The sequence below is a fragment of the Fundidesulfovibrio butyratiphilus genome (assembly GCF_054657235.1).
This window is the reverse complement of record NZ_BAAHXA010000001.1, coordinates 686,798-700,742: the sequence shown is the minus strand read 5'-3', so window position 1 is coordinate 700,742 and position 13,945 is coordinate 686,798. Positions and strand designations below refer to the sequence as shown.

General features: G+C 55.5%; 9 protein-coding genes. 7 read left to right on the top strand and 2 right to left on the bottom strand.

What is annotated here, in order from left to right; genetic code table 11:
- The first annotated feature begins 89 nt into the window (after positions 1 to 89).
- Positions 90 to 497: a hypothetical protein gene (locus ACYQ01_RS03515; RefSeq protein ID WP_459932448.1), complete on the top strand. Its 408-nt coding sequence runs from the start codon at positions 90 to 92 to the stop codon at positions 495 to 497.
- A gap of 432 nt (positions 498 to 929) precedes the next feature.
- On the opposite strand, the gene ACYQ01_RS03510 is transcribed toward ACYQ01_RS03515, so the two are convergent.
- The gene (locus ACYQ01_RS03510) at positions 930 to 1,262 is read right to left on the bottom strand and encodes a helix-turn-helix domain-containing protein (protein ID WP_459932447.1); all 333 of its coding nucleotides are present in this window, start codon (positions 1,260 to 1,262) and stop codon (positions 930 to 932) included.
- 361 nt (positions 1,263 to 1,623) lie between these two features.
- The gene (locus ACYQ01_RS03505; RefSeq protein WP_459932446.1) at positions 1,624 to 2,688 is read right to left on the bottom strand and encodes a type I restriction endonuclease; all 1,065 of its coding nucleotides are present in this window, start codon (positions 2,686 to 2,688) and stop codon (positions 1,624 to 1,626) included.
- A gap of 584 nt (positions 2,689 to 3,272) precedes the next feature.
- Between ACYQ01_RS03505 and ACYQ01_RS03500 the strand changes: the two genes are divergently transcribed.
- The 6 genes from ACYQ01_RS03500 to ACYQ01_RS03475 are packed head-to-tail and all read left to right on the top strand — an operon-like array spanning position 3,273 to position 13,806.
- Entirely contained in the window at positions 3,273 to 9,824 is a 6,552-nt protein-coding gene (locus ACYQ01_RS03500) for a hypothetical protein (RefSeq protein ID WP_459932445.1), read from the top strand.
- Positions 9,821 to 10,726 carry a hypothetical protein gene (locus ACYQ01_RS03495; RefSeq protein WP_459932444.1) on the top strand — a complete coding sequence of 302 codons (906 nt, stop codon included), beginning with the start codon at positions 9,821 to 9,823 and terminating at the stop codon, positions 10,724 to 10,726. The genes ACYQ01_RS03500 and ACYQ01_RS03495 overlap by 4 nt, the downstream gene beginning before the upstream one ends.
- Positions 10,727 to 10,736: 10 nt before the next feature.
- Positions 10,737 to 11,990, top strand: coding sequence for a hypothetical protein (locus ACYQ01_RS03490; RefSeq protein WP_459932443.1), 1,254 nt, complete (start codon positions 10,737 to 10,739; stop codon positions 11,988 to 11,990).
- Between the two features lie 3 nt (positions 11,991 to 11,993).
- Positions 11,994 to 12,680 carry a LamG domain-containing protein gene (locus ACYQ01_RS03485; RefSeq protein WP_459932442.1) on the top strand — a complete coding sequence of 229 codons (687 nt, stop codon included), beginning with the start codon at positions 11,994 to 11,996 and terminating at the stop codon, positions 12,678 to 12,680.
- Between the two features lie 12 nt (positions 12,681 to 12,692).
- Positions 12,693 to 13,259, top strand: coding sequence for a DUF4376 domain-containing protein (locus ACYQ01_RS03480; protein WP_459932441.1), 567 nt, complete (start codon positions 12,693 to 12,695; stop codon positions 13,257 to 13,259).
- Between the two features lie 55 nt (positions 13,260 to 13,314).
- Positions 13,315 to 13,806, top strand: a complete 492-nt coding sequence (locus ACYQ01_RS03475; protein ID WP_459932440.1) for a thermonuclease family protein — start codon at positions 13,315 to 13,317, stop codon at positions 13,804 to 13,806.
- The last annotated feature ends 139 nt before the right edge of the window (positions 13,807 to 13,945 follow it).

Here is a 13,945-nt window from a genome sequence, read left to right as displayed (position 1 = left end):
GCGCGGCTACTGTCCATGGCAGGAAGAGGGATTCCCGGCCCCTGCCGCGCTCCGGAACCAACCGGGAGTTTCCTGGGAGGAAACACACCATGAGCACCGCTCTCAAGGCCTTCTCGACCGCTCCTTTCGACGTTCGCATCCTGTCCGTCCCCGGGGCAGTGTTCACCGTGCGGCGTCTTGGCAACAAGCGCCTCAAGGAACTGCGCGTCCAGCATACCACCAAGTCCTTCGATCGGCGTTCGCATGCCCCTGTCGAGAAGCTGGATCTCGAGGCTTTCTTCGATGCGAAAGCCGAAGAACAGATCACGGGATGGAACGACCTGGAAATCCAGGGAGAACCGATCCCCTTTTCCAGGGAAAATCTCCTCGGACTCTGCGAATTTCACTACGGAATCGTCGCCGAGGTGATGGCGGAGGCGGAACGCGTTGACCCGATGCTTGCGGAGGAGCGCGAAAAAAACTTGTCGACTGGGGCGAATGGTTCCTCGACGGAATAGACTGCGACGAGTGCGAGGCCACCTACGGGGGGGAGTCGCCATGCGAAGACTGCCCCTGGCCGGACCTCAAGCCTCTCCGCTCAACCATTGAGGACGACCCAGCATGGAAGATTTGGCTCCTGTGCGACGGCTTCGAGCGCCCGCCGCCGGGCGGCATGGGGGCACCTGTCATCAACACGTTCCCGGCCACCAGGGCAATGGACCTCTGCCGGGGATATGACGAGACCCTCGAAACATTCGAGTTGGTCATGAAAGTGGAAAGACGCCTTTTCCCGCTCCGGGCCGAGCAAGCGGTTGAAGCCGCCAAGGCCAGGGAAGATCAGGACTGAGGCGAGAGCAAGCGGCCTGCGGTCGCATAGCCTTGAAGCTCTTTGACAACCGAAGGATGCGTTATTCGCTGAAAAGGGCGGCCCGGTGTTGGCCGGGCCGCCACTACAGGAAAGCCTTGTACGAAAAGCCCAGGGCTTCCCCGAGCTTCTTGGCCATGGCCTTGCCGATGGGTCTGCGGTTGTTCTCCATGTCGGAGATGATCGTGGCCCGGACGCCGATCTGCGTTGCAAGCTGAACCTGGGTCATCTCGCGCAGGCCACGCGCTCCTCGGAGGATCATTCCAGGGGTCTTTTCGGGGAAGGCCTCCTCAATGGAGACGTTCGGCCCGGCGGCCTCCTCGATGGCGAGCGTGACAGCCTCAACCTTGGTGGCGGGAATCACCACGGTAAGGGCCACGGTCCCGTCAGTACGGGGCACCTTCGTGAGTTCCAACATAAAACACCTCCACTGTCACAACTTCGCGCTCAACACGCCAGACCACCACATACGTGGGTCGCCCCTTGTTCAGGTGGCAGTGATAAATTTCACCTGGGCGGCCCTTGAGCCGGCCGAAGTGGGGCATGGCCGGCTGCAAGGGGCCAGACGTCCGCATTTCAACCAGCAAGGCAAGCAACCGGGCGCGAATTTGCGCCGGGAGCTTCTTGGCCTGCTTGTTGGCCTTGCCAGAAAGTTCAACTGTCCACCTCATGCGGTCAATATACACTTTTTTTGTGTAGTGTCAAGCACGCAAAAAAAACCCGCCTCAAAAAGGCGGGGCCGGTGAAAGGCGGGGCCGGTGAAAGGCGGCAAGCTACCCCTAAGCGTCTAGGTACTGCTGCGCAGACTCAATGAATTTTTCAGTAAATTCGTACAGGTCGTCAACGGAATCAACCATGAATTTTTCTTCCTTCTTATCTTTCCCAAATATTACGACATACTTCTTCTTCCCGTTGAAATAGAACCTGCAAATCGGCTTCCTGTTGTTATCGTCTAGGATTATTGAGCAATAGCTTTTTGCATCTCGAATGAATATCCTGTCTGGGGAAACAGTACGCCGGAGTATTGTTTGGACAACAAGGAATGAAATAACTTCGTCGTCTGTGGTTTCGATTCCGTCATGGGCTCCTGACTCTAAGTCGTCCTGTTGGGGACCCGCAGGTTCATCCCTTTCATCGACCTTTGCAGACTCAAGCCGCATGTTGATTTGATCGTTAACAAATTCCTGTATGGCGCGTCTTACAATCGAAGAAAATTGCTCTCGCACCTTCGCCGTAAGATGGCCAGTGTAAACGCGTGTTGCAAAGTAGCGTATGAAAGCGTCTGACGGGGAAGACACCTCTTCAGAGAATACCTTTTTCACCTCGTTGATGTATTTCAAGCTGTTAGCAGATGACAAGGCGCTCTCTATGTCCCATCTCTCTTTTGACAATTTTTGAAGGTCTGGGAGATGTCTTTCGTTGAAGTTGTTGAGGTCAATGACCATGAACGGCTTCGTGTCCATTATGTTCGGCTGTTCAAGGTCAGAAAAGAACATATACTTTGCCCCGTCAGTAAGAATTCCAATTTTCACCGTCAGATGTGAGGGAAAGTACCTGAGAAGCTGATTGCACTTCCCGGCATCGAGCGGACACCCGAGCGCCTTGCACTCAATGATTATTACGGGCTCTCCGTTCCTGATAATCGCGAAATCAACCTTCTCTCCTTTCTTCGTCCCTACGTCAGAGGTAAATTCGGCTACAACCTCATTTGGGTCGAATACATCGTACCCAAGGGCTTGGATGAAAGGCATGACAAGTGATGTTTTCGTCATGGCCTCGCTAAGTTGCTTGTCTTGATTTTGACGGACCCTGCTGCTCAACTCGAATATTTTTGTCTGATCCATTAGGGTTCCTGCCCTTGCGTTAAAGTGGTGCTTGTCAACATTAAGGGGCTTTCAATCCGCATTTCGTACAGGAAGATGCTGCTGCATCATTCCATGTGTTACACACTGGACAGCGTTTCATTATGTGTCCAGAAAATACCATGGACTCCCATTGCCCGTCTAAACTTGACGGCGAACATTCTTCTTTCGTTGGACCACGCTTCATTTTCCCCTGCCTTATCTCCCTGGACAATGCACCAAACACACCCCAGCCCCCGCTATTTGTTGGAGTGCCGCATGCAGTACATCGATATGGAGTTCCTGTGGAATCTGCGCACCGCATTATCCAAATAATAACCCAAACGCCGCAGGTAAGTATGGTGAGTATCAAGTGAAAGAGGTGGTTTGGCCCAGACTCACGGACATGAAGTGTCTGCTTTCCGCAATTCTTGCATATATATGATCCGTATTGTGGCATGCCATGCCTCCTTTCCCTCTCCCCATACCGACCAGCCGACGGGAATGGCAAGACGGAATCGAGGACACGAAACCAGCGAATGACGCACCTCCGGTTGTCCCGGACACTGAACCGTTTGAGGTGCAACATGCCTGGAATTCGTATTAGCGTAGATATTTCAAGGGGGACATCCTCCCTATCAGAATTTCGCCAGGCATTGAAAGAATCCGGCGCTGAAAGCAAGCTCACCGAAAACGAAATCAAACGCCTCGAAGAACGGTTTAAGCAAAAGCTTCAGGCAGACAAGGCTGCCTCCGCCCTGGACCAGTTCACCCGTTCTGCCGGCCTGAGCGCCAAGGAGGCGCAGGGGCTCTCCGTGTCCCTTGGCTTGGCCTCTGACGCGGCTAAAAAGCTTTCTGTTGGTCAAGACGCCCTGGCCAAGACAATAAGCGACCTCGACGCCAAACTGGCAAGCCTCAACGCCGTGGTCACGAAGACATCTGCGGCGTTCTCCTCGTTCAAGTTTGACGAGGTGGCCAATCAGTCAAGCAAACTGGCCTCCAGCCTTGGGGCTACTTCAGATGCGGCCAAGAAGCTTGCACAAAGCAAAGAAGACCTCGCGCGGTCAGCCGGAGCGCTTGACTCCAAAACGCAGGGCTTGACCGGCTCGATTGGCAGTGCGGTTTTGAAAATCGGAGCCCTAGCAACGGCCTATATTTCTCTTCGTGAGGCCATGCGCGGAGTTAAAGGTTTTGTGGAGATGGGAATAGGGTTCAACTCTTCCATCGAATCCGCCCAACTCGGTATTGCTTCCGTTTTGTCCGCTACCCAAAATATCGCCAACGCAGAGGGTCGGCGACTGAGTGGCATGGAGAAGCTCAATGCCGCCCAGGCCATTTCCCGCGATCTGATGAAAGACATTCAGCGCATGGGATTGGAAACGACCGCAACAACCCAACAACTTGTTGACGGTTTCCAGGCACTTGTCGGCCCCGCAACGTCCGCAGGCCTTACTCTCGACCAGGCAAAAGACACTATGGTTGGGATCGTTCAGGCCTTCGCGGCCCTGAAAATTCCCATGGAGCAGCTTTCCGCAGAAGCCCGCAGTCTCTTTGATGGCGACATAAAACTTGGCCAGGACCGCCTGGCCGGTGTTCTTGGCATTACCAAGGAGATGGTGCTGACATGGCAGAGGCAGGGGACCTATGTTGAGAACCTGAACAAGAAGCTTGAGTTCTTCAGGCTTGCCGGCGCGGAATCGGCCAAGACGTGGGCAGGCCTGGCATCCAACACCAAAGAAGTGCTTGAGGTGTTCGCCGGAAGCGCCACACAGGGTCTTTTCACCGGGGCAAAGCAGGCCATGTCCGAGTTCGCGGCCTTCGCCCTGGACACGAAGAACGCCGGACTTGGCGGCGAGATGCAGCAGATATCCGCAGGAATGCGTGAGATCGGCGAGTATCTTGGAAAGGAACTGGTTTCCCTGACGCGCGAGTTCATCGACTACCTGAAATCTGCTTCCAAGGACTTCGACGCGGACGAAGTGCGAAAGAAGATGGAGGAGATCGGCAAGTCCGCAAAAGAGACGGCAAGCGCAGTTGGCAATGTTGCCGTAGCGGTGGGCAAGCTGTTGAACACAACGCTCACCGGGTGGAACTCTCTTCCCGAGCCGATAAGAGATGTTGGACTTGTCGCAGCGCTTATCGGCGGCGCTAAGATAAGGGCTGCAATCGTTGGCCTTGCAACTGCCGTTGGCTATGTGAAAGAGCTCTGGCAATATGCGTCCAATATAGCGAGCCTCGACAATCCAGGGGCAGTTGCCGGAATAAAAAGGGCAGACTTCAATATAAGCAGAATCGATGAAGACATCTCGAATGCCAAAGGTTTTTTGAACGCCAACGGACGCTTCGTTTCAAAAGATAAAGAAATTGAACTCCTGAAAAAGCAAAAGGAATATTGGGAGGATTGGAAAAAAGGTGCGAAATCAGCACTAATCGCGGAGAAAGAAGTGGCCGGGGTATACAGCACGGAAAGGGCCTCAGCGGAAAAAGCGTTCGCCGACGGGTCCGTGCCCAAGGGTGCCGGATACAAAGTGTCCCCGATTGTAGACAAGGCAAAGGAGCAAGGAGAAAAGGAGGCAAAGGAATATACTGATGAATATCTAAAGGGATGGGCCAAGGGAACAACAAACAAGAAGGAAAGAGCCTCCAGGGAAAGAGACAAAGCCATCTGGGAACTGATGGATGACTACAATTCTGGGAAGTACGGCAAGGGAGAGAAGGGACTTGAGCGGTTCAATTCGCTCAAGGGCATAATCGACAACGAGTACAACGCAGCCATCGAAGCGACAGAAAAGGGCGGCAAAGGCGTTGCCAAAGCCGACGCCGAGGCCGTCAAGCTTATCAACGAGGCCAGGGGCAAGGCCCAGGCCGCCGAAGCGAATCTTCTCGGCGACCCGTGGGGCCAGAAGGAAGCCCAAGCGACCACCGAATACCAGAAGTCCCTGGACGAACTGAACGTCAAACTCGCCGGCTACAAAGGCACCCAGAAGGAGGCCCTTTCCGAAGGCCTCAAGTATTGGGCCGAGTACGAATACGGCATCAAGAAGGCCCAAATCGCTTATGACGCCTGGAAGGAGGACATGACCTTCTGGGCGAACAACTTGAAGTTTGTGGGGCAAATGAGCTTCGACCCGTCCAAGACCATGGCGGGCGATACCATGGGCATCGACCAGCAGACCACGGACACCCAGCGCCAGATCGACTCGCGCGCTTCGGCCCAGGCCCGGCGAATATGGGATGATGCCGTCGAAGCCAGCCGGAAGGACGGGGCCGACATTTCCGCCATATGGGCCGGCGTCAACGACAAGTGGCTTGCCACGGAAAAGAGGCGTCTGGACCAGACGGAGGCCAACAACCAGGAGGCCGAACTCAAAAAGGTCAAACTCCACGAAGATAACTTGGGCGACCTGGCCAAACTCGATGACGCGTATCAGGCGCGCCGTGAAGAGGGGTTCAAGAACCTTGAAAAGGCACTCCGCGAGCTTGGCGTAAGCGAGACCCACATTGCCCAGGAAGTTTCGCTGAAGAAGGACAAGAACGCCAAGGAATTCCTTGAAACACGCCTTCAGTATGAAAACTCCTTCTCAGACTATCTATCCGATGCTCTCGCTCTTCAGTATGGAGCATACAAGAGCGCTTACGGAAAGCAGCTTGACCTATGGAAGCAATATTCCGATTCAATCATTAAGTTGTTTGACGGGATTTCAGATGCCATAGGCAGTACGTTTGGTGATGCCCTCGGTGATGTCATTACTGGACAGTTCAAAGGAATTGAGTCCTACACTACGTCGCTGCTCAACTCACTGAAGCAAGCGTTTAGCCAATGGATCACGGAAATGGTCAAATTGGCTGTGCTGAACCCTATAAAGGTCAGCATACTGGCATCCATAACGGAGTCGTCTTCCGATTCTTCGTCGTCTAGCTTGCTGTCGAGTATCAAAAGCCTTGGAAACAAAATCTCTAATACCGACAGCCTTGGAGACACGTGGAGTTCAATAACAGACCTGTTCTCCGCTGGTTCTGTAGCCGCAGACGCCGACACCGTTGTTAGCTCGTTAGCGTCCGGCGAAGCGCTTGTTGATACGACTGGAATTTTTTCGAGTTCGTTTACAGAGGCAACTGCTTCTGCCGCGTCTGCTATAGAGTCCGCAGGGGGGCTCTCCCTTAGCGCGATTGAGGGCGCGGGAACGGCCGCGCTTGACGCGACAGCCGCAGCGGCGACTACGACAACTGCGGCCGCTACGACACTCGGCTCTACCTTGGCTGCTGCGGTTCCTGTTGTAGGGGCTGTTGGGGCGTTGGTTGGTCTGGGCGTCAGCCTTTTTGGAAGCACTGGCCAGACAAGCACCACATGGACAAACCTCCCCGGATCGCAGGCCGCGATTGCCCTATACAACGGGCAACTTGTAACCGGGAGCTATGGGACAACCAAAACTACAACGTCCGGGATGTTTGGCTCATCGTCAACTTCCCACGCTATTTGGTTTTCTCAGGCCGACGCGGAAATGGCTGCTCAAGAAGAGGCTGCGTGGGAGGAGGCAACGGCCGGATTGACGAGTTTTACGGACGCTCTTGGGCTTTCCGATGAGCAAATTGCAAAAGCGTCCGAGGGCTTTACTTCCGACTTCATGAGTACGTCCGTTACAGACGCGTACGGAATCCTTTCCAATATGCTGGCGAAATATATCGCTGACAACCTTGGAATGGGGGAGGACCTGGCGTCTGTTGTTCAAAGCGATGAGTCATATCAGGATGCCCTGTCTCGCCTGGCTACGGCCTTGACAGGCATGGATTCCATAGCTCGCGCAACAGGATTCGATTTTGACAATCTTACTGCTGGAATGTCCAAGCTCAAAGCGGCCGACTATGTTTCGCAGCTTGCTGATTCGGTTGGGTCGCTTGAGGGCGTTCAAACGGCGCTGGGCCTCCTTGTAGAGCACACAACCGACGACGCTGGTCTAATACGCGCCCAGATAGCGCAGACAGAGCAGTCTGTAAGCCCAACACTCTCTAAGCTTGGTACGGACATAGAAAATTTTTGGAGTGCATTTGATGCTGCAACGGCAAATGGAGCCATTGATCCAGATGTATTTGCCGAATGGGCTGACGCCGCAAGTAAAGTTGATAGCATTGACACCCTGACAGATAGCCTTGAAGATGCTGAAAACGCGGCCCTACAAACGGCATCTGGCATAAGACAATTTCAGCTATCCCTTGAAGCTCGGTTCCTTACGGCACAAGGACTGACCTATCAGGCATCTATCGTTTCTATGCTCGCCTCACAAGAGCAAGAGCTTACCCAGGCGCGCGTTGACGGTTATGATGCGGCCACAATCGCCCGCCTTGCTGAAGTGCAGCAGATGGAAATGGCCGCCCTAGTTGCGCAGCATGCTGAAGAGTATGCGGATGCGGTGCGCAGCGCCGAATCCCGGATTGCCGACGCCTTGGGCGACACGGCGGCAGCGATTGCGGCCCAAGTCGCAGAGAATGAGCGAGCACTTGTGGAATTGACAAAAACCTACGACTGGTCTCCGGGCAGCAGCGAAGAGTACCTATTCATCGCCACATGGCGCGCCCAAACGCTCGAACTGGTGAACACGATTCAGGAGGTGGCTGAAGCCACGGCCAAAGCCACTGAGTCCATGCGTCTTGACCTTGACGCACGCCAGGCCACCATTGCCGGCTACGACCAGGAGGCCTCCGCGATTCAGAAGGTCGCCAGCTTCACCAATGAGCTGACCCAGGCTTACGAAAACGGCCTGGACAGCGACCTGATTTCCGAGTTGGTGCAGACTCAGCTCGACGAATTGGCGAAGTATTGGTCAGACACGATCAGCGACATGAAAACTGCGTTGAACGACCTGTACGCAACACAGTCTTCTCTTCTTGGCACTCTCACCGGAAACACGCAGACCGCCGTACAGCAACTCTACGCGCTGTTTGACAGGTATAATGCCGGAGAAACGGATCTTGCCGATTCAATCGTCTCCTCCCTTGAATCAATTGCCTCCGCCGTGTCCAGCATGGTCGAAAGTATAAACTCGACAATCTCAAGCATTCGCACTGGAGATGACTCTACCCAGACAGCCGACGTAAAAGCGGCCACAGCGAAGAGCTATTTTGACGAGCAGTATGCTGCGGCCGCTGCTGGCGACACAACCGCAATGTCCAATGTCACGAGCTATGCCACGCAGTACCTTACGGCGCTGAAGTCTAGCACGGCGGACGCATCTGTGTACCAGACTGGCGTGGATTACGTGACAAACCTGTTGGGTAAGCTCGCGTCCGGGGCCACGTCTACGACATCTGGCCTCACCGACATCGCTACTCAGGTGACGAACGACCAGATAGGCGAGGCCGAAACCGCTTTGAAGCAAGCGGAAGTCGCCCAACTCAAGACCACCTACGAGACGTTGTACGGGCAAGCTCTCGCCGCGTTCAAGGACAGCTACGCCGGGACATACACAAGCGGAATGGCCGCTACTGGGGCGGGGTGGCAGACTGTTTCCGACATGTTCAATGTGTACGCTCCATACAATGTAAGCCAGCTACAGCGAATATTGAACGGCTCGCTTTCATGGGCGGATTATGTTGGCTGGTTCATGAACGCCTACGGAACTGGATCGGGCTACGTCGATTGGGATAGTGCCATAGCTCTGTGGGCAAGCAAGAGCGCTCTTCCTGGAAACGTGTCTGCCCTCTATTCTCAGGCACAAGACGCATACACCTCGTGGCAGGACCTCAAGAGCCAGTATGGGTTCGCCTTTGGCGGTGTTGTTTCTACTGGAACTACCAGTGGGGACAACACGATGCTTTTCGCAAACAACGGCGAGCGCGTTTTGACGGCGCAACAGAATCGCGCGTTTGAAGCCTTGGTTTATGGTAGTGGAGACAACAGCCTCATAAAAGACCTACTCGCAGAAATAGCGGCCCTGCGCCAAGAAGTACGCGATCTGCGACGCGCCAATACGGAAGAGAACCGGGGCATTGCAGGCCAAGTGTTGAGCCTGAACAGGCGAACGGATGAGTGGACCGTAAACGGCCTGAAGACAAAGAGTGACGATGAGTCTGCGATTCGAACAACGGTGGACAATTGGGACGCTGAAGGCCTCCCGGCTACCCGCGAAGAGGCGACAGCATGAAGACTATCATACCCGTCGTGATGGATGATGCGCGCCTCATTGACTCTTCTCTCGTAGAGGACGTTGAGGCTTATGACCCGGATACTGTGTACAGCCTTGGAGGCACATGTCACGTCGAACACATAGTCTACACATCGCTTGAGAACTCAAACGTAGGTATTGAGCCGAGCGCTAACGTATCGGAAACATCGCCAGTATGGTCTAAAGGCACATACACAAATAAGTGGAAGCCGTTTGACGATTATACGAATACGCAAGGAAAGAGCGCTGATGGTTCCCCAATAACGTACACGCTGGATAGCAGTTATTGTAATGGAATTGCTCTGTTGAATCTGGACGCTGCGTCTGTATCTGTGGTTGTAAAAAACGCATATGGCGATGAAATTTTTTCACAATCAACGTCATTAATGACTACAGTAATAACGAACATTGAAGAACTCTTTTTTTCTGCACGGAGGTTTTCTAAGTCTGCGTGGATAGAGTTCCCGCTACGGGCGCATTCCACAATAGAAATAACAATTACTGGGGCGTCTCCTGCCGCCGGTATGATAAGACTGGGGGAAGTTAAGAATTTAGGAAGAACAAGGTATGAACCTAAATTTTCTACAACTGACTATTCTGTATATTCTACCGACACGTTTGGGCAGATTTATCTTTCACGCGGGAACTATGCACGAAACCTTAGCGGAGACGTTTATGTAGACTCTGTAGACATACAGGACATAGAAAACACCAAGTCTGAGCTTCGTGCCACGGTTACAGCCTTTTTCTGCGCAAATAAAGACGACAAGTACAACCTTTATAACTATATGATTATTAGCGGGTATTTGAAGAACTTTGACGTTGTTATACCGAGAATGACAGTTCTTGAGTGCAGCGTAGAAATATCTGGAACGGTGTAAGGGGTGTATCATGACAATACCTTTGGTAGACGAAATGGCCGAGTTTCCTAATGAGGAGCTTTCGACATTTAGGGCAGACGCGCTTGAGTATCTTGCCGCACTTGTTGTTTTTTCCCAACAAATAAACACCTGGACGACAGCGGTCAACGCGTTCGGAGACAGCCTTGGCTCCCTTTCGAACGTGATACTTAATGGAACGGTCGCACCGGATTCCACGCTGGGGCAGGCCGGAAACTACTTTCTCGACACTAGCAGCGGCGACCTCTACTATCGGGCCTCAGACACCTGGGAGCTTAAAGGGAACCTCCTTGGGCCTGCCGGCGACCCGGGCCTTATATACGCCGCCGATACCGGCGCAACCGACGCCTATGTCATGACGCCCGACCCGGCCCTGGCCGCCCTCGACCCGGCTCGTCTCTATCTATTCAAGGCTGCTAACGCCAACACGGGCGCGAGCACGCTCAACGTCAGCGCCCTCGGAGCCAAGGCCATCGTGGACAGCGCCGGGGCCGCCCTGTCCGCCGGGGCCATCGTCGCCGGTCAACTTGTCCTGGTGGGCTACGTCTCCGCTCTCGACTCGTACATGCTGGTTGGCGGTGGAGGCTCGTCCGGGGCGGCCAGCGCCGGGCCCTGGACCGACTTCGGCGCCCTTCCCGCCCGCACCGATGATTCCACCGTCTCCGTCGCAGACACCGCCGATAATCAGGCGGTTTTTGTGGCCGGGCGGCCGATCCGGTTTCGCGCCAATTCGTCCACGTCCTGGGTCTACGCCCTGGTCACGGCCTACAACGCGGGCGTGGTAACCATCGCCGGAGCGCCCTACACGTCCACTATCGGAGCCGATTCGGGGCGCGAGATGCACTCCGGCGACATGGCCCGCCTGGTACAGGAGACCGTCGCCTTTGCCGGCCGCTTCGCGGCTGTGGCCACCACCCAGGCCATCCAGGATATGCTTTTGCTCCGGTACGTCTGGACGCGCGGCGCGGCGCATTGCGTGGGCTTCCGGGTGCGCCCGCTGGTGGACGATTCCGGGGCAGACCAGCCCCACGTCAACGTCTCGTGCAACGGCGCGCTGGTCGGGACGGCCAACGCGGGTGCCGGCCTGGCCGTGAGCGATGCGGCCTGGACAGCCACCACCACGGACATCTCCGTGGCCAACGCGGCGATTGGGTTTGGTCAGCCGCTCGAAGTGGTCATCGACGCGGCCGGAACCAACGACGACGCACGCGACCTCACCGTAATCGTCAACCTGGTGTTGGAGTAGATTATGGGCGTGATCGTTTCTCCTCCCGGCCAACGCGGGCGCGATCCCTACACCAAGTTGCTCCTGACCGGCGACGCTGTGGCAGACGCGTCCCTGTCGGGCCGGACCCTGACCAACAACGGCGTCACCGTGATGGACGCCACCGGAACGGACAAGCCGGCGGGTGTAGCCAAATCGTTATATTTCAACGGAAGCAGCGCGAAGCTGGCGATTCCGTATTCCGACGACTTCAACTTCGGATCTGGCGACTTTACCCTTGATGCGTGGGTGTGCCCATATAACGCATTACATAACAACTATGCACTATTTCAACAATACCTTGATAACAGCAATCGGGTTGACTTCATGATTCTTGGAGGGAATTTCCTTAGATGTCAGCACGAAGTCGGCGGGTCGCAGTATTATGCACAAGGATCTTGCGCCGCTCTGGCAGCGAATGCATGGTCGCATCTGGCATGGGTACGATCTGACGGCGCGATGCGTATATATAAAGATGGGGTGGCCATTACGTTCAGCGCCGATACACTCGCCGGGAGTGAGCCGTTTTCAGTGTCTGATTCTGCCGTGTATCACATAGGCTACTGGACTGTTAGCTCGTATTATTTTCCGGGCCAAATCGCTAACCTGCGCATCTCCAAGGGCATCGCCCGCTGGACGCGCGATTTCACGCCGCCACAACGGGCGTACTAGAGGGGGGGAGCTATGGATCGTACATATCAGCATCTAATACAGATGGACGGGACGTACATCGTGCAGGAGGTCCGCGCGGACGGCCTGACGCGCATCGTGGCTGCGGCTCACCCTACCTATCTGGCCTGGCTGGCGGCTGGGGGCGTGGCCGAGGAGGTGGCGTATGTCGCGCCGGCCGGTCCGACACTGGAGGAGGCCAAGGCGGCCAGATGCGCGGAGGTCAACGCCTTGCGCGACGCCAAGATTGCGGCCGGGGTTACAGTGACGTTCCCGGACGGCTCGGCCGTGGTGCAAACTCGGGACGAGGCGGATTTGCGCAACGTCCAGGGGGTGGCCTCTCAAGGCCTGGCCTCCCTGGTGCAGGGCAAGACCGATCCGCTTGTTTTTCGGGACGCCGCCAACAACAACCACACCATGAGCCCAGCCGAGGCGGTTGATTTCGGCCAGCAGGTGGCCGATGGCATCCAGGCTGTCTACAGCGCTTCTTGGGCTCTCAAAGAATCAATTAATGGCTCGGCATTGACGGACGTGGCCGCCGTGCAAACCCTCGACATTACCGCCGGCTGGCCGGAGGCATAAAACGCCCTTCAGATTTGGAGCGAGACGAACGAAAACAAAAAGGATGACCAAAGACATGCGAAAAGCGCCAGGATTGATTCTAGGCCTGTTTCTGGCCTTGTGCGTGGCCACGAGCGCCTTTGCGTTCCAAGCCACCGTCACCGCGGTTCATGATGGCGACACCGTGACCCTGGACACCGGCCAGAGGGTGCGCTTGTGGGGTGTGGACGCCCCCGAGGAGCCGTCCCGCAAGTGGGCCCGGCAACCGGGCGCGGACCAGGCGCGAGACTTTCTCGCCGGGCTCGTGCTTTGGCAGGTCGTCGAGGTGGAACAGAAAGGCCGAAGCTACGATCGGATCGTGGGTGACATCACCTTGACCGACAGCCGGCACGTCTCGGGCGAGATGGTGGCCGCCGGGTGGGCCTGGGTCGATTTGGGGTACTGCCGGAAGAAGGCCTTGTGCGGCCCATGGTCGGATGCTCAGGCCAGGGCACAGGCGCAGGGGGTTGGATTGTGGGGTCTAAGCGAGGCCGTCCCGCCGTGGGATTGGCGGAAGGGGCGGGAGTGAGTTATAAAGGATTCCTTATAAACTGGATAAACTGGCCGCTCCAAGGGGCGGGAGTGAACTGTTCGAAATTTTCGAATGGTTGCAAAAAATGCAACGGTTGAACCTGTAAGGATTTCTTACAAGCTGGGCCATCCTTCGG